The 18534-nt window shown below is 42.4% G+C and carries 21 protein-coding genes and 1 pseudogene; 17 read left to right on the forward strand and 5 right to left on the reverse strand.

Translation table 11 applies throughout. The features are described 5' to 3' along the window. Positions 1-131 precede the first annotated feature (131 nt). From FGD67_RS15655 to FGD67_RS15680, 6 genes are read left to right on the forward strand one after another with little or no spacing between them, the layout of a single operon-like run. Positions 132-728, forward strand: a complete 597-nt coding sequence (locus tag FGD67_RS15655; protein WP_257172038.1) for a TetR/AcrR family transcriptional regulator — start codon at positions 132-134, stop codon at positions 726-728. After that, positions 725-1462, forward strand: coding sequence for an outer membrane lipoprotein-sorting protein (locus FGD67_RS15660; protein WP_257172039.1), 738 nt, complete (start codon positions 725-727; stop codon positions 1460-1462). The genes FGD67_RS15655 and FGD67_RS15660 overlap by 4 nt, the downstream gene beginning before the upstream one ends. A gap of 3 nt (positions 1463-1465) precedes the next feature. Beyond that, positions 1466-2677, forward strand: coding sequence for an FtsX-like permease family protein (locus FGD67_RS15665; protein ID WP_257172040.1), 1212 nt, complete (start codon positions 1466-1468; stop codon positions 2675-2677). A gap of 1 nt (position 2678) precedes the next feature. Then, positions 2679-3896 (forward strand): FtsX-like permease family protein, encoded by a 1218-nt coding sequence (locus FGD67_RS15670; RefSeq protein ID WP_085286173.1) that lies wholly within the window; start codon positions 2679-2681, stop codon positions 3894-3896. Further along, positions 3896-4588 carry an ABC transporter ATP-binding protein gene (locus FGD67_RS15675; protein WP_085286174.1) on the forward strand — a complete coding sequence of 231 codons (693 nt, stop codon included), beginning with the start codon at positions 3896-3898 and terminating at the stop codon, positions 4586-4588. The genes FGD67_RS15670 and FGD67_RS15675 overlap by 1 nt, the downstream gene beginning before the upstream one ends. Next, positions 4575-5741 (forward strand): hypothetical protein, encoded by a 1167-nt coding sequence (locus tag FGD67_RS15680; RefSeq protein ID WP_257172041.1) that lies wholly within the window; start codon positions 4575-4577, stop codon positions 5739-5741. Before FGD67_RS15675 ends, FGD67_RS15680 begins: the two co-directional genes overlap by 14 nt. Before the next feature lie 21 nt (positions 5742-5762). On the opposite strand, the gene FGD67_RS15685 is transcribed toward FGD67_RS15680, so the two are convergent. From FGD67_RS15685 to FGD67_RS15695, 3 genes are all read right to left on the reverse strand, one after another. Continuing rightward, entirely contained in the window at positions 5763-6704 is a 942-nt protein-coding gene (locus FGD67_RS15685) for a phospholipase A (protein ID WP_085286176.1), read from the reverse strand. Positions 6705-7116: 412 nt separating this feature from the next. Further along, the gene (locus FGD67_RS15690) at positions 7117-8394 is read right to left on the reverse strand and encodes an ISL3 family transposase (RefSeq protein ID WP_000610830.1); all 1278 of its coding nucleotides are present in this window, start codon (positions 8392-8394) and stop codon (positions 7117-7119) included. Positions 8395-8406: 12 nt separating this feature from the next. Beyond that, on the reverse strand, positions 8407-9441 hold the full coding sequence (locus FGD67_RS15695) for a permease (RefSeq protein WP_000098298.1): 1035 nt from the start codon (positions 9439-9441) through the stop codon (positions 8407-8409). Positions 9442-9552: 111 nt separating this feature from the next. On the opposite strand from FGD67_RS15695, the gene FGD67_RS15700 reads away from it, so the two are divergent. Next, positions 9553-9867 (forward strand): helix-turn-helix transcriptional regulator, encoded by a 315-nt coding sequence (locus FGD67_RS15700; protein WP_008294929.1) that lies wholly within the window; start codon positions 9553-9555, stop codon positions 9865-9867. 134 nt (positions 9868-10001) lie between these two features. On the opposite strand, the gene FGD67_RS15705 is transcribed toward FGD67_RS15700, so the two are convergent. Then, positions 10002-10682: a fused MFS/spermidine synthase gene (locus tag FGD67_RS15705; RefSeq protein ID WP_257172042.1), complete on the reverse strand. Its 681-nt coding sequence runs from the start codon at positions 10680-10682 to the stop codon at positions 10002-10004. A 539-nt stretch (positions 10683-11221) separates the two neighbouring features. Between FGD67_RS15705 and FGD67_RS15710 the strand changes: the two genes are divergently transcribed. From FGD67_RS15710 to FGD67_RS15725, 4 genes are all read left to right on the forward strand, one after another. Then, a complete protein-coding gene (locus FGD67_RS15710) occupies positions 11222-11458 on the forward strand; it encodes a hypothetical protein (RefSeq protein WP_257172043.1) in 237 nt (78 codons plus the stop codon). 11 nt (positions 11459-11469) lie between these two features. Beyond that, positions 11470-11808: a hypothetical protein gene (locus tag FGD67_RS15715; protein WP_004748851.1), complete on the forward strand. Its 339-nt coding sequence runs from the start codon at positions 11470-11472 to the stop codon at positions 11806-11808. A gap of 10 nt (positions 11809-11818) precedes the next feature. Continuing rightward, complete coding sequence (gene ssb / locus FGD67_RS15720) at positions 11819-12292, forward strand: single-stranded DNA-binding protein (protein WP_257172044.1); 474 nt, start codon at positions 11819-11821, stop codon at positions 12290-12292. An 85-nt stretch (positions 12293-12377) separates the two neighbouring features. Further along, positions 12378-12569, forward strand: a complete 192-nt coding sequence (locus FGD67_RS15725) for a hypothetical protein (protein ID WP_004748853.1) — start codon at positions 12378-12380, stop codon at positions 12567-12569. Here FGD67_RS15725 and FGD67_RS15730 read toward each other — a convergent pair. Beyond that, complete coding sequence (locus tag FGD67_RS15730) at positions 12556-12876, reverse strand: hypothetical protein (protein WP_004748854.1); 321 nt, start codon at positions 12874-12876, stop codon at positions 12556-12558. The two genes, FGD67_RS15725 and FGD67_RS15730, sit on opposite strands and share 14 nt — an antisense overlap. Before the next feature lie 62 nt (positions 12877-12938). Here FGD67_RS15730 and FGD67_RS15735 point away from each other — a divergent pair, with 62 nt between their 5' ends. From FGD67_RS15735 to FGD67_RS15760, 6 genes and pseudogenes are all read left to right on the forward strand, one after another. Next, positions 12939-13910 carry a recombinase RecT gene (locus FGD67_RS15735; protein ID WP_257172045.1) on the forward strand — a complete coding sequence of 324 codons (972 nt, stop codon included), beginning with the start codon at positions 12939-12941 and terminating at the stop codon, positions 13908-13910. Between the two features lie 79 nt (positions 13911-13989). Then, positions 13990-14331: a hypothetical protein gene (locus tag FGD67_RS15740; protein ID WP_004748856.1), complete on the forward strand. Its 342-nt coding sequence runs from the start codon at positions 13990-13992 to the stop codon at positions 14329-14331. Between the two features lie 83 nt (positions 14332-14414). Continuing rightward, complete coding sequence (locus tag FGD67_RS15745; RefSeq protein WP_257172046.1) at positions 14415-15308, forward strand: YqaJ viral recombinase family protein; 894 nt, start codon at positions 14415-14417, stop codon at positions 15306-15308. Between the two features lie 156 nt (positions 15309-15464). Continuing rightward, positions 15465-17015, forward strand: coding sequence for an IS21 family transposase (istA, locus tag FGD67_RS15750; RefSeq protein ID WP_257172047.1), 1551 nt, complete (start codon positions 15465-15467; stop codon positions 17013-17015). Between the two features lie 11 nt (positions 17016-17026). Next, positions 17027-17783 (forward strand): annotated as a pseudogene (istB, locus tag FGD67_RS15755) (IS21-like element helper ATPase IstB). Between the two features lie 499 nt (positions 17784-18282). Continuing rightward, on the forward strand, positions 18283-18516 hold the full coding sequence (locus tag FGD67_RS15760) for a hypothetical protein (RefSeq protein WP_257172048.1): 234 nt from the start codon (positions 18283-18285) through the stop codon (positions 18514-18516). The last annotated feature ends 18 nt before the right edge of the window (positions 18517-18534 follow it).

Consider the following 18534-nt stretch of genomic DNA (forward strand, 5'->3'; position numbering starts at 1 on the left):
AGATAATCCGATGAGATGCCGGTCTGTCTCACTCTCATGCAAAGGTAAGATCAACCATTTAATCCGCTTACCCTCAAAAAAATACAGAATATTTTATTGACCATCCGGTCGGTTTGTTTTATTCTAGACAAATGAGTTTAAGAAAAGATAAGTCTGAAAAGACCAAAAAGCTTATTTTCGAAGCAGCATTTAAAATTATTCGTGAAGAGGGGTTCTCTGAACTATCGGCTAATAAAATTGCTCAAGTTGCAAGCGTCAGCAAAGGTGTTATTTTTCATCACTTCTCACAGATGGATGACCTTTATCTCTTTATGCTTGACACTTTAATTCTTCAATTTGAAGAAGATTTAGACCCAACTGCTTTTAAATCCTTTAAAGGATATATTGAATACACGGGTAAGTACACAATGCAACTTCTTGATGAAGCTCCTGAAATAGTAACGACGCTCTTTTATTTTATACTTCAAAGCAACCATAAAGAAGAATACAAAACTCGAATCAAGAATTTATTTGAGAATAGTTTTACTGCTTGGTCAGAAAAAATGACACATTTTTTTAATTTAAAGCTAACTCCAGCAAAATTAAAAAACATCGTAAGAGTCATTGATCTCTACTTTATTGGCCTAAGCGTTCACTATCTTACTTTTAAAGATAAAAAAACGTATCGAAACATAACCAAAAAATTTGGAACTATGCTAACTCAAGCAATTGAGGAGGAAGAAAAATGAAAGCAATATCGTTTATATTTTTAACTTTTTTTGTGCTGTCAAATTATGTAATGGCCGATGAATCCGTAAATAAGATTTTAAAAAACATAGACGAACTGTATCGAAGCAAGGGCAGTCAAGGGAAAATAGAGATGGAAGTTATTACGCCCGACTGGTCTCGTACTATGAAAATGGATATGTGGACAAAGGGAATGGATTATACATTCATCAGAATAAAAGAGCCCAGAAAAGACAAGGGTGTAAGTTCGCTCAAAAGAGAAGATGATGTTTGGAACTTTTTCCCAAAAATTAACAAAGTCATAAAAGTCCCACCATCAATGATGATGGGATCATGGATGGGTTCTGATTTTACGAACGATGATTTAGTCAAAGAGTCTTCGCTCATAAAAGACTATAAAACCACTAATGTAAAAGAGTCTGATGGAAATATCGAAATAACTCTTGTTCCTCATAAAAACACAGTAAGTCTATGGGGCAAAATTTTATTAGTAGTTGAGAAAAAATCTGAACTTCCTCTAAGACAAGAATATTTTGACGAAAGAAACGAAAAAATAAGAATTTTATTCTATAAGGATGTCAAAAAATTTGGAAACAGGACAATACCCGCAACAATGGAGTTGCAACCTTTAACAAAAAAAGGTCACAAAACTATTATACGATACAAAGAAGTTGAATTTGATACCAATGTGCCTGCCACGACATTTACATTAACCAATCTTCAAAAAAGAAGGTAGGTCATGCTTTTTAAAATGGCATTTAGAAATCTGTTGAGGAATAAACGAAGAACTCTGCTGACATCCCTGATGATGATTGGTGGGTATACATTTATTTCGATGAGTTTAGCTCTTGTTAATGGTTCTTTCGGACAAATTATCTCAGCGTTCACTGAACAATATACTGGCCATGTCCAGGTTGCTAACAATGATTTTGTTGAAAACCCTTCTCTTCAAAAAACTATCGCTCATTACAATGATAGAATAAATGAAATTGAAAAAAATGACTTAGTTCGTATTGTTGCGCCAAGGATATATAGCGAAGCATTGCTATATTCAAAAAATAAAACATTTGGGGCCGAGATTGTGGGAATTGATCCTAAAAGGGAAATGGATGCAACCCACTATGATAAGAGAATATTTGAAGGCATACCATTTGACAAAGACGATACAAATTATAAGGCCATAATTGGAAAAAAAATTGCAAAAATTTTAAGTGCAAAAATTGGAGAAGATATTGTTCTGATTTCTCAAGGGGCCGATGGTTCCATTGCAAATGATATTTTTAAAATAGTCGGAATCATTGGGACAGAGCAAGAAGGAAAAGATGACTATCGCGTTTATTTACCATTAAAAACAGCAGCAGAATTTTACACTTTATATGGTCGAGTCCACGAACTTTCAATTCATTTAAAAGATTTCAATAAGGCAAGAAACTTTGCCCAAAATCTTCATTTCACGGATAAAAATTTAATTGCTCGCCCTTGGCAAATTGTCGAATCTGACTTTTATCGAGCTATGAACGCCGATCAAAGAGGAAATAATATTAGTATCTTTATTTTAATATTAATGGTTGGCGTTGGAATATTAAATACCATCCTTATGTCCACTCTTGAAAGAACTAGAGAGTTTGGAGTTTTAAAAGCACTTGGTACTCTTCCAAAACAGCTATTTAGTTTAATACTAATGGAAGGAATTTTTCTTTCACTTATTTGCACAGCCGTTGGACTAATTTTTTCCCTGAGTCTTAACTATTACCTAACGAAAAATGGAATTGTTTTTTCCGAGCCCATCCCATTTGAAGGAACGACAATCTCAGAATTAAGGGCACAAATTTCGCTCGATAGTTACCTTTATCCAACATTGCTTATTATTTTAACAACATTACTAGCGACTCTATACCCAGGAATTAAGTCTTCCAAAATCGGAGTTTCAGAAGCCTTGAGGGAGATTTGATATGATGTTCATTAAAATAGGATATCGTAATATTTTTAGAAACAAAAGAAGGTCATTACTAACAAGCATTATTATTGGTCTCGGACTGGCGGCAATGATAATAACTGATGGCTTTTTATCTGGAATGAATGAAAATATGATAAAAATTATCACCAATAGCTTAGTTGGTGAAGGACAAATTCATCATCCGAAATTTCGTGACTCTATGAAAATAGAAGATCAAATTCAAAATATTTCTAAAGTAAAAGAAATATTAGATTCAGACGTTGACGTAAAGGCCTATTCACAACGAACAATTTCATTTGCCATGATTTCTTCTCCAAGGGCCATGAAAAATGTGTCTCTATACGGTATTGAGCCTGATAAAGAAATTTTAGTCTCCAATATTAATAAACAAATAATTGAAGGAGATTTTGTAAGCAATGAAAACTCACTTGTTATTGGAGACACCTTACAAAAACGACTTTCAGTAAGATTGGGTGATAAAGTTGTTGTGACGGTGGCGAAAGCCAAGTCTGGTGAAATTTCCCAGGAGCTTTTCCGTATTACAGGAATTATTAAAGCCGGATCAAAAGAAATGGATGAAAAATCAGCATTCATCCATATTTCAAGAGGGCAAAGGCTTTTAGGTATCGAAGATAATATCCATGAAATCGCAGTGAAATTTAAAAATATTAGCCAAAAACAGAAAGATCATAGTTCACTTTGGGAGAAGATTAATGTGACAGGAAATTTAGGAGAAAGTTGGGAAAATATTGTTTCTAGCTTTGTCGGGATGATGAGCCTTGTCGATCAGCTTAAAGGACTCATTGCAATGATTCTGATTGTTTTGGTTGCTCTTGGAATTATTAATACTCTTTTTATGGCCCTCTATGAGCGAATGTTTGAGTTTTCAGTTCTTAGAGCATTAGGCACAAAAGGACGAGAGATTATTTTGATGATTGTATCTGAAGCTGGTTCACTCTCCTTAGTAAGTATTATTGCAGGTATAATAATAGCTCTTTTTATTGCTATTCCATTAAAAATTTGGGGCGTTGATTTTACGGGAATTGATCTTGCCCAGGTTACTTTTAAGGAGCCTATCTATTTTGTTTTCACATACTCACAATTTGTCATTTTTCCGATAGCAACATTTATTTTCACTCTTATTGTTGGATTTTATCCAGCAATACACGCCAGTCGTATAAAGATGAGTGAAGCGATGAAAAGGAGCCTATAATGGATGAAATAATATTTGATGTTAAAAATGTAACTAAAATATTTGGAGAGACTGAGGAAACAAAAGTAAATGCACTCAAAAATGTTAAGTTAGAAATTCATCGGGGTGAATTTACCGCATTTGTTGGGCCTTCTGGCTCTGGAAAGTCAACTCTTTTAAATGTTATGAGTGGGTTTGATACTCCGTCATCTGGTCACGTTTTTCTATCAAATAAGGAAATTGATAAGATGTCGGGTAATGAGTTATCAAATTTTAGAAGAGACCATATTGGTTTTATCTTTCAATCCTACAATCTAATTCCAGTATTAACGGTTAAAGAGAATGTTGAATATGTTATGACTTTGCAGAATATAGACAAAGATGAACGAGATCGTAAGGTTTCACAATATTTAAAAAGTGTGGGTCTCGAAGGGAAGGAAAATCGTTATCCTTCACAATTGAGTGGTGGTCAACAGCAACGAGTGGCCGTGGCCAGAGCAATGGTTTCAAATCCTGATATTGTTATTGCGGACGAACCAACTGCAAATCTCGATTCTAAAACAGGCACAGACCTTATTGATATGATGCTTGAATTGAATGAAAAATTTGGAACAACTTTTATTTTCTCAACCCACGACCCTATCATTATGAAAAAGGCAAAGAGATTAATTACTCTAAAAGATGGTCAGATTGTAAGCGATGAAACTAAGTAGTGTTATTTGTTTGATTTATTTTATCTCAAATACTGTTTATGCAGAGACAGATATTAGTGGGTTTATAAAATTAAACTATTTGAATTATCAGAGCAAATTTGATTCTGAGACAAATAATGAAATATTTCAAGTAAACAGGGTTTCAATTTTAAGCCCTATAAATGATAACATCACTCTTGAGGGTTCTTATCAAGTCATTCAGATTTATAGCAATATAAACTCTTCTGAGGTGTTAAGAAACTATGATAATCAAAAACGTGTTTACAGAATTGATGATTTTAACTCAACCGTGATTAAGAAAAATGACAACTATTACTTAAATCATAATTTTGATCGAGCTACCGTTACTTGGAATGGAGATACTTCAAGTGTAGTTTTTGGTAGGCAACAATTAGCATTTGGTAGTGCCAAAACAGTTAACCCAACTGACATTTTTACACCGTTCAGCTTTACGGCCATCGACACTGAGGTTAGAAATGGCGTTGATGCTTTCCGCTTTCGTCATCAACTTGGAGAAATGGGACAATACGATGTTGGTGTGGTTTTAGGTGAGAACGCTGACAGGAAAAATTCAGCAGCATACGGGTTGATAAAATTCTCCGTGGATAAATACGAAATTAAGCCAATGGTCGCAGTTTTTCAAGAAGCCCACATGGTAGGACTTGATTTAGAAACATCACTTCTTGGTGCAAGTATATGGTTTGAAAATGCCTGGGTTGATCCTAAAAATGAAAGTGGATATTTTCGATCAGTGTTAGGTGGAGAACGACAGATTACACCTGATACCTCAATGTTTATTGAATATCACTATAATGGAGCTGGAGAAACCAGTCCTTCTGAGTATTATAATTTACAAAATAATTTTGCGTATCAAAAAGGAGGTGTTTTTTTACTCGGAAAAAACTATCTAAACGCCGGAAGCTCAATTCAGATAACACCTTTACATAGACTTGATTCTATCATTATGACTAACTTTGATGACAAATCACTATTCCTCAATTTGTCATGGGAATGGAATGCAAAGGAAAATTTCTATTTCAACTTAGGCTCTTTTATTACGCTGGGTAAAACATCTGATAATACTCAAATTTTAGAATCAGAGTTTGGTTCTGTTCCTTCTACCATTTTCACTAGAATCAGGTATTATTTTTAGTCTATTTACAGAACTACTAAATCAATCTGTACTAGAAATAGGATCAGATAGAATAAGTCCTAGGCCTATTCTTCTACTTTCATGGTCGTAGTCTTGAAGAGAAATACCATAGCCATAAGAGATTTTACTGTAAAATCTAATGCCTTCTTTCCACGGGTAACTCAAAGCAAATTCTCCACTTATATGCTCTGTCCCTGGCAAGATTCTCAGTCGTAAATCTAATTCTCCAAATTCGTGCCTCATATCTATTTCTCCATACCCCCTATATTTATACATATACGGATTTTCATTTTCATCTTTTGATTCAGGAAGACGATACCACAAAGTAAAATTAAAAAATGTACTTCCCGCTAAAAATGTGAACCTACTAAAAATTCTATTCCAACTTCTAGATAGCTCTTGAACCTGACCATTTGACTGATGAACAAAACCAATATCGTATCCAATATAATGTGCATTTAATATTTTTGGTGGCTTATCAAAAACATATCTGGCAAATATTTCCGGCATATAGTTAGTTTCCCTAAAAGGCCTAGACCAATCTTTATTGTAAACTTGCCAATAAGCCCGATGTGTATAGCCAATGAATGTATTGAAATTAGTATTAAAAATATTTTTATTTGTTAAAATTAAAAAGCTTATTTGAAATTCTGTCTCCGTTCTTTCATAAAAAGTTCCTCGGTCTTTATTTTCATCTTCGATCGTTTTAAATGTATTCGAGTTTGGATTATCATTATGAGAAAAAGGCAACAGATAAGTTCCTTTATGTGGTAAAAGTACGTATTTTTTTTCTAAAAGCTTATTATATTCATCTTTCAATTCATTAAAATGAATCTCAGCTTTACTTGAAGCCATTTTAAAAAACACTATAAAGATAAGGGAAAACTTAAGAAAGATTCTTGTTAAATTAAGAAAACAGTTTTTTTCTCTATAAGGATAGACTTTTATTTTTTTAACGATCATATAAAATCTGTATCAATCCCAAATGGCATCATTCAAAATGGCTTCTCCTTTCAATTTTCGTCTAAAAAAATAGTCAAAAATAAACCGAACCATTTTCCATCCATCTTTTCGCAAATAAAACAACATACCCATTGAATCAATGAGGTCTCGGTGTATTCCAGAAGTATGTGTAAGAATAAAAGATAAATTAGTTAATTTATCTATCTCACCCGAGTACATTATTTGGGCCATAAACTTTGGTACAGCCAATTTGTTTTCATTGAAAATAATCGTTCCTCGTGAATCCCGAGGATGAATCATCACAGGTATTACTAAAGAACTAAGAAGATTTATAACCTGTGGCTTAAGATTTTTGGGTATACGGATTTAATGGTTGATGGGGCACCTTTACCCCACCAACCTGATACCATTATCAGATGGTTGATAGATCGACTCCGTAGTTGAGTTCCTCTGCGAAGTCCGGCAGTCCGTAACCGATGGTTTTCTTGTAGAAAGGAGAGACCTTCGCAGTCGGTGCCTTCTTCTTGTGCTTCGTGGTGTAGAGCATTCGTGCCCGCATCACCTCGAAGGAGTAACCGCGCCCTTCACGGTTCTTGTCCTTGGCCAGTCGGTTGATGGACTCCGTGTAAGCGTTGGTGACGGGCATGTCCGTCTCGAAGTAGGTCATGGTCTCTTCGCGCCAGTTTCCCACTGCCCTGACCAGATCGCTCCAGACTTCCTTTTGGCCCTTCGGGATGGTGGCTATCCACTCGTCCAGGGCGGCTTCTGCCTGGAGCCGTGTGGTGGCGTCCCAGATGCCGTAGAAGCGCTCCTTGTGCTCGTAGGCGGCCAGCAGTTGCGGGAACGCGCCTGTCCAGGTCTCCATGATGAGGCGCTCCCGGTCTGAGACTTCGTGAGCGCGTTTCAGCAGGATTTTCCGGTCTCCCTTGAGAGTCCGGCTCTGGGACGGTTTCAGCTCCTTTCTGAGGCCCTTGCGCACTCTCTCTAGGGCATCGTTGGCCATGCGCACCACATGGAACTTATCGACCACGATACGGGCCTGGGGCAGCACAGCCTTGACCGCTGCCCGGTAGGGGTTCCACATGTCCATGCTGACGATCTCGACCTTCTGCCGGTCTTTCAGCTTCATCAGGTAGTTGGTCACCACGTCCTGGCGGCGGGTGGCCAGCAGGTCGAGCAGGGTTCGCTCCTCAATGTTGGTCAGAATGCAGCGGTAGCGCTTGTTCAGGTATAGCTCGTCAATGCCCAGGATGCGGGGCGTCTCGAAGCGGTGCCAGCGCCCCAGGAACTCGGCGCGGGCGTTGAAGATGTCGCGCACCGTCTTCTCGTCCAGGCCGGTCTGTGCCGCCACAAAGGTGTAGGGGTGGTTGAAGGATTCCTTCTCCACGTACTCATGCAGCCGCAGTGTCATACGGAATCCGTCCACCATCTCCGGTAGCTGGGGCCTGAATGTTGTCTTGCAGGCCCGGCAGGTGTATCGGCGGCGGACCACCCAGAGAGTGACCCGCTTGCCGTGGATGGGCAGATCACGATAGGGAACGTCACGCTTGCCGAACCGCACGAACTCACCCTGCACGCCGCACCCCTCGCAGGCTACTGGTGTAGGTGCTTCAAGCCGAAAATGTATGTCTTCATTCTGCTCATCAGAATCCACCAACTGGTACCCAGGAAGGCTTAACGAATTAATCATCTCCCGCCTTGATCAGAAAAACAGGTAGGTGGCGTAACCGGCAATCATCGCCATAGCAAAAATGACTGCTAAAAACGCCGCTAAAAGCTTCAGCGTGAACAAAGAGCGCAACAGAATGAGCTCAGTCAGGCTGGCTCCGGCACTGCCGATGATCAACGCTAGCACCGTCCCGGCACCCACGCCTTTGGCCATCAGAGCCGCTGCCAGAGGTATGACGGCTTCAGCGCGAATATACAACGGCACGCCGATGACAGCGGCAACTGGAATGGCAAAGGGATTATCTGGGCCTGCATACTGCTCCAATAAGTCAGTGGGCATGAAACCATAGATCACGCTGCCAATCGCAATACCGATGAGCAGGTAAGGCAACACATCGATAAAGTCCGACCAAGCTTCCCGCCACACACCACTGTACTTCCCTTCTTTCTTAACCGTGACAGTGGGTTGACTGTCACAGCATTCGCTAGACGTAGAGACTGTTGTCTTCCTATCAGCCCCGCAAGAAGCCGTCTTCGGAGTGGTGTCGCAGCTGTTGGTGCCGCAACTCGATGCGGTCGATGTAGCACTGCACGGGCTTGCTGATGAACTACATCCACTGCTCTCTTGTGTCGCCGTCCGGCGCACATAACGCTCGAAGCCAAGCGTGTGAAGCAGCCATCCGGCACCTACCGCGACCACCAAAGCGGCGAGCACATAGATAGCAGTAAGTGTCCATCCAAACGTGGCAACCAGCAGGCCGACGACGATAGGATTCAGCAACGGAGATGAGAAAAGAAACACCATCATCGGCCCAAAACCGGCCCGTGCCCGAATCAACCCTTTCAACATGGGGATAGTCGAGCAACTACAGAAGGGCGTTATAGCTCCTAAACCAGCAGCAAGAAAATAGCCTCGCTTCCCACTGGAAGTCAGTAACGCTTCCACCTTGGATGGTGGGATGTGACGTTGAAGAACTCCGACCAGCAAGCTAATGCCAATGAATAAAACCGATAGCTCGATAGCGAGAAAGGCGAACATGCCTAGAGCGTCTTGGAGTTGAGATGACATTCAATATTACTCCTATATTTCTAGTATTGTCGAAATGATGTACGCAGCCTACTTGCGTTTATCCGACCTGTCAACTATAATTCTAGAAACATCGAATTATTGGGGCGTGCTATGGATCACGAAAAGGTTGCAGCCAGCTTAGCTGAGCTAGGGAATAGTCACCGACTGTCCGTGTTCCGCTTTCTGGTCAAAGCTGGCCATGATGGGGCTTCGGTCGGAGATATCCAGAAGGGGCTGGGTATTCCTGCTTCGACGCTATCACATCACCTTGCGCGCATGGCCAAGGTAGGGCTGATCCGGCAGGAGAAACATAGCCGCACGATTGTCTGTATATCCGAGTATGGGCACCTAGAGAATTTGATCGGTTTCTTACAAGAGGAATGTTGTGCAGGTGTCCGGATTGCGCATGAACCAGAACCGCTTTGACGCTTGCCCAGCTCTCGCTGTCCTCCCTAGTCAGCATCGCTATGAAGACTCAGGCGAAGGTGGAAACAGAAAATTGGCAGTAGAGTAGGCTGAAGAGGATCAATCAGATAATCCGCTGAGAAAGATTTTCTTCTTTACATCTTTGGCATTTTATCAACCAGAAATTCCGGATACCCAGAAAAAGTTGCACCAACCACATACTTCGTTTTGCTGTTGTTCCAATCAACCAAGAAACAGAGGCATACCGCGAGGATCAGGCAATTTATGAAAATGGAGTACCCAACTCCAAGGAAGTACATGAGCAGCAAGGATGTGATCAAACATCCAAGCACGTTACCAATCGTACTTAGCGCCGTGGCATTGCCCGTGGCTTCGCTCTTGCGGGTGTCGTGGTCTGCGGTGTTGAGCAGTAATGGGACGGTTTGCCCAAGAAAAAACACCAGTGGAGACATTATCAGCAGGCTGAACAGGAATAGGTGGATCAGGGGATTGCCCAAATAGGGCGTTCCTTGGGTGATGTCTGCGATGGACAGAAAAAAGAAGCTCACAAAGCTGTAAGACAGCCCAATACCAAACAGGGCGATGCTACCAACCAGGTTCATTACCAGGGACTTGGCATACCGCTCAGAAGCCTGTTGGCCACCCCAGTAGTAACCCAATGCCAGAGCACCCAGGAAACAACTGATGATGATTGAAGTGCAAAGCACCGAGCTGCCAACGAAGGGTACTGTCTGGCGGATGGTGATCATCTGCAATCCGGAGCTGGCCAGCCCCTCAAGGAGCAGGATGAGAGCAGCTTTCCGCTTGGTCGTCATATAAAACACCACTAAATAAATAATTATTGATGTTCAACATAACGAGAAGAGGACTCAAATGCCGCAATAAATGGGTCAAAGGGCGGGGTCCCTTTAAAGCCTTGCGAAGAGTGGATATTTGATGTAACTTTTATCGTGTGGTCGTATAGCGTCCATATTTCAATCAAAGGTGCCTTATCGAGTCACATAGACGGCACCGAGCTGAAAAGCTTGGCTCCAACTGAACAACCTTCCTCTGCCGTAGCATTTACGGCTGTATCAACATCAAGTCTACCTCCTAAAGCTCCAAGCATTTTACCTTCAAGGTTTTCACCTTTTACTCCAACTATTTCGTTTCACACCTTTTTCCAGGGCGTTTAGGCGTGTTCTCTGCACGTCCATAGAGAACAGCCCTAAACCACCTTCGTGTGTCTCCGAATCTTGTTGCTGTTGTTGTTTTGACAATGGCACCTGATAAGTACCCCCAATCTAGCCATGAAACGGGTACGAACGCTGCGGCGTTTTGGCTAAATACTCAACCAAATAATTGGAGACACATTATGTATAACTTCGATTTCAATGCGCATCAGCAGCTTTCCGGAAGTCCTAAGAACGATGTTCAGCAGGCTATCGAAAAAGCAAATGAAAAAGCTCATATGGGCAATTTCAAAGTGTGCGTAACTACAGCAGGTGATGTTCTGGTTCTGCCGGAATTCTCTGTTCTGATGAGGGATGATATTGCCGAGATCGTGTACGACACGGACCACGGTTATAGCTTCAAAACTTCATCAAACTAAGGGGACAACAAATGGAACTTATTATGCTTTGCATAGCGCTGTTTGTTTTCTTCTTTGGGTCGGTTATTGCCATGCAGGCCATAGAGTTTGGATTTCGCGTAGGCGATAAAGCTCTGGAAGCCTCCGGTAAATTGGTAAAGCTGCCTTTCAAGATAGCTTTCAAGTTGATCTGCTTTGCAGGCAAACACCTCATCAAGCGATTGATGAAGAACAAGCCTCAAGAAGTCACGATCAAGCCGATCTTCGCTGTTACACCGCTGGAACTTCAGCACATGCGTAACAACAACCTCCTTCAATCAGGAAAGCGCCAACCTGTACTGATTGAACATCCTCCACAACAGACTAAATAGGAGATACATCATGTATCAGAAAGTCATTCTTATTGGCCGTGTAGGTCAAAAGCAATTGGGTTACACCAAAACACAAAAGCCGGTCGCGCAATACTCGTTGGCAACAACGAAGTCCTTCAAGGACAAGCAAACTGGCGATTGGAATGAGCATACTGAATGGCACCGTTTGGTCTCATTCAACCAGTGCGCCGAGCATGTGAACAACAAGCTTGAGCCTGGAGATCTCATTCAAGTAGAAGGCGAACTGCGCACACGCAAATGGCAGGATCAAAGTGGTACCGATCGTTATACCACTGAAATTGTGGTGAATGATTTTCCGAAGAAACTGCCTCGCTACTACAACCGAGATGGTCAAGCTGCACCTGCACAACAGCAGGCTCCTCAGCGACAACCGTCACAACCAATGGCACAAGCTGCCGGTCAGGAGTTCATGGCTCAGGGACCATCATTCGACTCGTTCGATGACATGGACATTCCTTTCTGAATGAACTGATTTAAAGCTTGTTTCACCCTGATGGGGACTTTCCCCTACAGGGTAAGCCCCATCATTTTCTCTATGGAGAATGACTATGGGCTTTTCACGAAAAGAGGTTTATTTCTGGCTGGAAACAGCGAGCGATGAACAACTTCAGCACATGCTGAACACGTCGAAAGATATGCTCAGTATGCTCACCGACAAAGAACAGGTTTCATCGTTGAAATGGCTTCGCGCCAAAATCATCGAAGAAATTAATGCCCGAAGAGAAGCTAAACAAGCTTAAAGCTTTGTTTGCGTTTTAACTTTTCGAGCAACTGGTCTTGCTCTTCTGGAGTACCAAAAGCGATGGATCGTATTGCTTGCCACTCTAATGTGTCAGGCTTGCCTTTCAATCGTTTATCGGTCTCCTCTTGCAGATACTCCATAAAGTACGGGCTCGCCGCCTGTCTTGCCTGGATGTACTCCGCATACGTCTTGATAGCTTTGGCATCGATGCCGGCTTTTGCCAGTAACGGAGCCTGATTGTCGAGACCAACCCTTGTAAACCTGAAATTACCTTGGTCATCCACGATGTAGTCTTGGGTTTGCATATCTCAATACCTCCTGGGGTCATTATACCTCACATACTCAACTAGCAACCTGGAGCAATCCTATGAATCAACCGCAAAACCAAGTGGCGCAAAAGCCCACTAACCAATGGCACCAGGCAATTGAGTCCGCCAAGGACAAATTCTCTGGTTCCGGTCTGGACTTCTTTCAGGAGCAGATCTTTGCCACCCAACTCTTGATGAATAACAGCTACTTGCTGGATGTCGCCAAGAAAAACCCATCGAGTCTTCGCCTGGCGATGTACAACGTAGCGGCAGTCGGATTGACGCTGAACCCTAACCAGGGTCTGGCCTATCTGGTACCGCGACGATTACGCAAGAACGAAGACCCGAAAGTGATGCTCGACATCTCCTACCGGGGATTAATCACTATCGGTGTTGAAACGGGTGCAATTCGCTGGGCCAAAGCTGAACTTGTCTATGAGAAAGATCAGTTCACCTACAAAGGTCCAGCCGAGAAACCAGACCACTTTTGCGACCCTTTTTCTACGGAAAGAGGAGCCGTTCGAGGTGGTTACTGTATCGCGGAACTTCCTTCTGGGGGTGTCCTGGTCGAGCCTATGTCCAAAGCGGACATGGACAAGATTCGGGATGTCTCAGAGGCCTTCAAGAAAGGTCTTGGTCCTTGGGTCGATTGGGAAGATCAGATGCAACTGAAATCGGTAGTGAAGCGAGCTTCCAAATGGTGGCCCAAGTCTACGCCTCGACTGGCTAAAGCCCTTCAGATCCTCAATGAGGAAAATGGAGAAGGCCTCGCCGTCCTGTCGAAAGATATGGCAACCGTAGGAATGTTACCGCCTCCGCCGAGTCGTGATGAAGTGCCGCTTACTGTACAGAATACCGTGAAACAACTGGTAGACCGTGCGGTTAAGCAAAATGCTTTTGAAGCGTGTCGGGAGTTAATGGAAAGCCGGATCAAGAATCCTGCTGAACTGTCTTTTGCATATAGCGAACTGGATAAGGCCAAGGCTCAGTCTGAAGCGAAAATGCACGAGCAGAAAATCGTTAACGCCTAATTTCAACTAACACTCAACCTGCTGGGGTGATGCTTACTCCAGTGGAGGTGCATTGCCCCTTTTTTTACAAGGAATAGCAATGATCACTTCCAACTCTAACTACAGAACAACTCTGTTCTACTTCAACAATGTGGATCAGCTTCGTGATTTTGAGTCCTTCAAAATCTGCCCTGTCCACGCTGGTCAGCACATTCCAGATACTGAAGCTGATAAAGCGGATTACTGGTGTGTCATCGGAATTTATAAGGCTGAGCAAGCGCGAGCGAACCAAAGCCCTTCTTTCCCGGTAGCTGATTTACCCACAGAGCTTTACGCAAACCTGTTCGCACAACTGTGTCGTCAACTGGTCAGCAGTACACCTGACAGTGCTTCAACCAAAACACTGACAAAAGCTCTTCAGTCTCAAGCCTTAACAGCCTGAGATTAACCAATCTATCACTCAACCCACTGGGGTAATGCTTACTCCAGTGGAGATGGCATTACCTCTATTTAGAGGAATCAGTAATGTCAAATATGAAAGTAGTTGATCTTAATCAGCGTTCAGACGAGTGGTTGCAATGGCGGTCTAAGGGAGTTACGGCATCGGATATTCCGATCATCCTTGGGCTCAGTCCATACAAGACACGTTGGCAACTTTGGGCGGAAAAAGTCGGGCGTATTAATGCTCCTGATATATCCAACAACCCCAATGTAAAACGTGGTGTTCGCCTTGAAGATGAAGCTCGCCAATTGGCCGAAGGTCGTTATGGTGAGGTTCTGCTTCCGCTCTGTGGGGAATGCGCTCGATGGGATGTGTTGCGTGCGAGCTTTGATGGGCTTGATTCAGCAATGCAACCATTTGAGTTCAAGGCCCCCAGTGAATCGGTGTGGGATGACATCGAAAAGAAAGGTGTCGAGTCCAGTACGTACAAATTGTATGAGGCGCAAGTCCATGCTCAATGTACCGTTGCTGGGACGACAACCGGTCGCCTGATTTTTTACAAAGAAGGCGGTCAGGACCTGGATTTTTCTGTCACGTTAACACCTGAAAGGGAGAATGAAATCCTTGAGGCGGCAAAGCTCTTTTGGGAGCACGTAGTAACCAATACGCCCCCTGAGCCTGATCCTGAAAGAGACTGGTATATACCGGAATCTGGAGATCAGCAGTTCAAGTGGGATGCGTATGCTGATGCATGGCGCACGCAGCACCATCGCATACAAGCACTTAAAGATGAACTGAAAGTTCTTGAAAAAGAGCAGAAGGGGATTCAGAAGGCAATGATCACGTTGATGGGTCCGTTTATGCAGGCGGACATTGGTGGCGTGAAAGTTACCCGATTCATGAAGAAGGGCAGTATGCATATTCTCTCCAGCTTTGATCACCCAATGGCATTAACTTTGATCGCTTATTCTCATTAAGCTTTGATCACTAAAATCACTTGTAAATGATCACTTTTGTGCTCTTAATGATTTTGCCGATCAAAGCTTAATACCACTCGTCACTGAGTTCATGTTTTATCAATTTTTGTAGGTATGTTAAACCGTTATCTAAATCGTTTGGTGAGGATAACAATAATGGCAACAAAACCTATATCTATGAGTAAATTACATTCTATTTTACGGCTGAAGTACTCAGCAAAGTTATCTCATCGAGAGATCGCAAGAAGCTTAAATATTTCGCCTGGCACCGTCGCAAATTATGTTAAAAAGGCGAATGAATTAGGCTTTAATCAATGGCCAATTCCAGAGGAGCAGCAACAAAATTCGTTTCTCAATACCAAACTAAGGCGCTTCTCAACACGTAAGAAAAGATACCCAACGCCTGATTGGTTAAGTATCAATAAGGATTTAAAACAACATAAACTCTTAACATTGCAGCTCGTGTTTGATGAGTTACTTGAAAAAGTGGGCGAGCCTTATTACAGCTACAGTCACTTCTGCCGTGCTTATAAGCAGTGGTTAGGTACGCAGCGGCTATCCATGCGTCAGCAGCATAAAGGCGGTGAAAAACTGTTTGTCGATTATTGTGGTCCCACAATTGCCATCACTTGCCCTACGACACAGGAAAAACGTACCGCTCAGGTATTTGTTGCTGTACTAGGCGCATCAAATTATACCTATGCTGAGGCAACCTATAGTCAACAACTTGAAGATTGGGTGATGAGTCATGCCCGTTGCTTTGAGTTTTTAGGTGGTGTTCCTGACGTTGTTATTCCCGACAACCTCAGAAGTGCGGTGAGTAAAACTTGTCGCTACGAGCCTGACCTAAACCCGACATACCACCAGCTAGCAGAGTACTTTAATGTCGCTGTCATACCCGCTAGACCTTATAAACCCAAAGATAAATCCAAAGCTGAGGTCGGTGTACAAATTGTAGAGCGTTGGATCATGGCGCGTTTGCGTCACCAAACCTTTTATAGTTTAGCGCAATTAAATCATGAAATAGCAAAGTTACTTGACGTGATGAACAATAAGGTGATGAAGCAATACCAACAATCACGCAAGCAGCTATTTGATTTAGTCGATAAAAATGCATTAAAACCATTGCCTGAGAACCCTTATCAATACACACAAATCAAAACGGTGCGTGTACACATTGATTATCATGTTGACATAGAAAAACACTACTACAGCGTGCCACATCAATGGGTTAAGAAACAATTGCGTGCACACATCACCAATCAACTCGTACAGCTTTATCATCACGATACCTTGATTGCGCAACATCCAAGGTCGAACCGTTTAGGCGGACATACAACACAGGCACATCATATGCCAAAGGCGCATCAAAAACAGCATGAGCAGTCACCAATAAACTTACGCTCATGGGCATTGAGTATCGGTGATTATACCCATCAGGTTGTTGAATTACTGCTTAATAGAAAACGCCATCCTGAGCAAGCTTACCGCAGCTGTTTAGGCGTGTTGAGTTTAGCTAAAACCTACTCAAAACCACGCCTCGAACAAGCATGTTATCGGGCAATCAGTATGAATACGACCACGCTTAGATCAATTAAACAGATATTAAAAAAAGGGTTAGATCAGCAACCCTTACCCACACAGCAAACAGAGCCAGAAAAATCAGTCAAACATAGCAACATACGTGGCACAGATTACTACCATTAAGGAATACCAACATGATAGACACCATTAATCAGCAACTTCAACTGCTCAAGTTATCGGGTATAAAGCAAGCACTCAAGCAACAGCTTGAACAGCCAAACCTATATCAAGAGCAAAGCTTTATAGAGCGCATCAGTTTATTGCTCACACATGAAATTGATACACGTGATGAAAGAAAAATCGATCGACTTGTACGACAAGCTAAATTCAGGTTACCGGGTCAATTAAACCAACTCATTTACTCGCCGAAGCGCAACCTAGATAAAACGCAAATACGTAGTCTCAGCCAAAGTACCTGGCTGAGTTTACATCAGAATATATTAATCACGGGCGCAACAGGTTGTGGCAAAACATACCTAGCGTGTGCCTTAGGCCATGAACATTGCCTACAAGGTAAAAGCGTTTTTTATATTCGGCTAAAAGAATTACTTGAAAGTCTATTCCTAGCACAGGCCGATGGCAGTTATCGAAAGTTACTGAGTAAACTCATTAAAGTCGACTTACTTATTTTTAGATGATTGGGGGCTTGAGCCACTCAGTGCTCAACAGAGAAGTGACTTACTTGAATTAATTGATGCGAGGTATGGTTATAAATCACACATCATTATTAGTCAGTTACCACAGGAAAACTGGCATGAAATGATCGGAGAATCAACGCACGCTGATGCTATTTTAGACAGGCTTATTCATGGTGCAATCAAGGTGAATTTAAAAGGAGAATCGATACGAAAACAGTTAAATAAATTGACTGATGATGATCAGTTAAGTTAGTTTAAGAATGGCTCTACAAAATGATAAATCAAGTGATCAAAGCTGATGAGAATCGGTGATCAAAGTCATGAGAATACGCAGGCAGTATCGATTATGGCTCTTATCTGAAGGACACGTTCCCAGATAAAGACCTAACCGATGAACTGGAGTCCTACCGCAAAGCGTCTCGTGAGGAGTCTCGCTTCAGCAGGTCTGAAGATGAACTCGTTAATACGGATGTTGGTGAGGTTGTGACTACGGTGAAATCTGCTTACTTCTGATATGTGAATTTAAGTGTGATGCCCTGGGGAGCTTGTAGCCCCAGGGTACAAATATTTGACTTGTCCACCATCGGACACCAGACAAGAATTCCGGCTTGCTTGCCCGTAAGCAAGGGAGCCAAACATAGCGGGTACTCCTGATTGGAGGCGAGGTTCGCAGGCTTCCCTAAAGCGTTTTCGCTGAGAGCGTTTTAGGGAGCCTGTGGGCTTCAAATTCAATCAAATTTAGGAGATTCGCTATGACACATTTCGTAATGACTGAAGAACAAGTACAGCAATCAGTTGCTGGTGCTCGAATAGAATCCGCCGTTTCGGTTGCGATCGCGCAAGCCGACAAAATGTCAGAATGCGGCGGTTGCCATATGACCGTGGTGCGCACAAAGCGTCATGGAATATGTATCTATCACGACTATCAGATGAAAGTTGCTAAAGATGAAATCATTGAAGCAATCTACAGCACAGAGGGGTTCTAGGGATTTTCCCCTCTAAAG

This window comes from Colwellia sp. M166 (assembly GCF_024585285.1).
Classification (GTDB): domain Bacteria; phylum Pseudomonadota; class Gammaproteobacteria; order Enterobacterales; family Alteromonadaceae; genus Cognaticolwellia.

Excerpts from the sequence above, each read along its gene's own strand:
- FGD67_RS15655 (WP_257172038.1), top strand. The coding sequence starts at position 132 with ATGAGTTTAAGAAAAGATAAGTCTGAAAAGACCAAAAAGCTTATTTTC.
- FGD67_RS15660 (WP_257172039.1), top strand. The coding sequence starts at position 725 with ATGAAAGCAATATCGTTTATATTTTTAACTTTTTTTGTGCTGTCAAAT.
- FGD67_RS15665 (WP_257172040.1), top strand. The coding sequence starts at position 1,466 with ATGCTTTTTAAAATGGCATTTAGAAATCTGTTGAGGAATAAACGAAGA.
- FGD67_RS15670 (WP_085286173.1), top strand. The coding sequence starts at position 2,679 with ATGATGTTCATTAAAATAGGATATCGTAATATTTTTAGAAACAAAAGA.
- FGD67_RS15675 (WP_085286174.1), top strand. The coding sequence starts at position 3,896 with ATGGATGAAATAATATTTGATGTTAAAAATGTAACTAAAATATTTGGA.
- FGD67_RS15680 (WP_257172041.1), top strand. The coding sequence starts at position 4,575 with ATGAAACTAAGTAGTGTTATTTGTTTGATTTATTTTATCTCAAATACT.
- FGD67_RS15685 (WP_085286176.1), bottom strand. The coding sequence starts at position 6,704 with ATGATCGTTAAAAAAATAAAAGTCTATCCTTATAGAGAAAAAAACTGT.
- FGD67_RS15690 (WP_000610830.1), bottom strand. The coding sequence starts at position 8,394 with ATGATTAATTCGTTAAGCCTTCCTGGGTACCAGTTGGTGGATTCTGAT.
- FGD67_RS15695 (WP_000098298.1), bottom strand. The coding sequence starts at position 9,441 with ATGTCATCTCAACTCCAAGACGCTCTAGGCATGTTCGCCTTTCTCGCT.
- FGD67_RS15700 (WP_008294929.1), top strand. The coding sequence starts at position 9,553 with ATGGATCACGAAAAGGTTGCAGCCAGCTTAGCTGAGCTAGGGAATAGT.
- FGD67_RS15705 (WP_257172042.1), bottom strand. The coding sequence starts at position 10,682 with ATGACGACCAAGCGGAAAGCTGCTCTCATCCTGCTCCTTGAGGGGCTG.
- FGD67_RS15710 (WP_257172043.1), top strand. The coding sequence starts at position 11,222 with ATGTATAACTTCGATTTCAATGCGCATCAGCAGCTTTCCGGAAGTCCT.
- FGD67_RS15715 (WP_004748851.1), top strand. The coding sequence starts at position 11,470 with ATGGAACTTATTATGCTTTGCATAGCGCTGTTTGTTTTCTTCTTTGGG.
- ssb (WP_257172044.1), top strand. The coding sequence starts at position 11,819 with ATGTATCAGAAAGTCATTCTTATTGGCCGTGTAGGTCAAAAGCAATTG.
- FGD67_RS15725 (WP_004748853.1), top strand. The coding sequence starts at position 12,378 with ATGGGCTTTTCACGAAAAGAGGTTTATTTCTGGCTGGAAACAGCGAGC.
- FGD67_RS15730 (WP_004748854.1), bottom strand. The coding sequence starts at position 12,876 with ATGCAAACCCAAGACTACATCGTGGATGACCAAGGTAATTTCAGGTTT.
- FGD67_RS15735 (WP_257172045.1), top strand. The coding sequence starts at position 12,939 with ATGAATCAACCGCAAAACCAAGTGGCGCAAAAGCCCACTAACCAATGG.
- FGD67_RS15740 (WP_004748856.1), top strand. The coding sequence starts at position 13,990 with ATGATCACTTCCAACTCTAACTACAGAACAACTCTGTTCTACTTCAAC.
- FGD67_RS15745 (WP_257172046.1), top strand. The coding sequence starts at position 14,415 with ATGTCAAATATGAAAGTAGTTGATCTTAATCAGCGTTCAGACGAGTGG.
- istA (WP_257172047.1), top strand. The coding sequence starts at position 15,465 with ATGGCAACAAAACCTATATCTATGAGTAAATTACATTCTATTTTACGG.
- FGD67_RS15760 (WP_257172048.1), top strand. The coding sequence starts at position 18,283 with ATGACACATTTCGTAATGACTGAAGAACAAGTACAGCAATCAGTTGCT.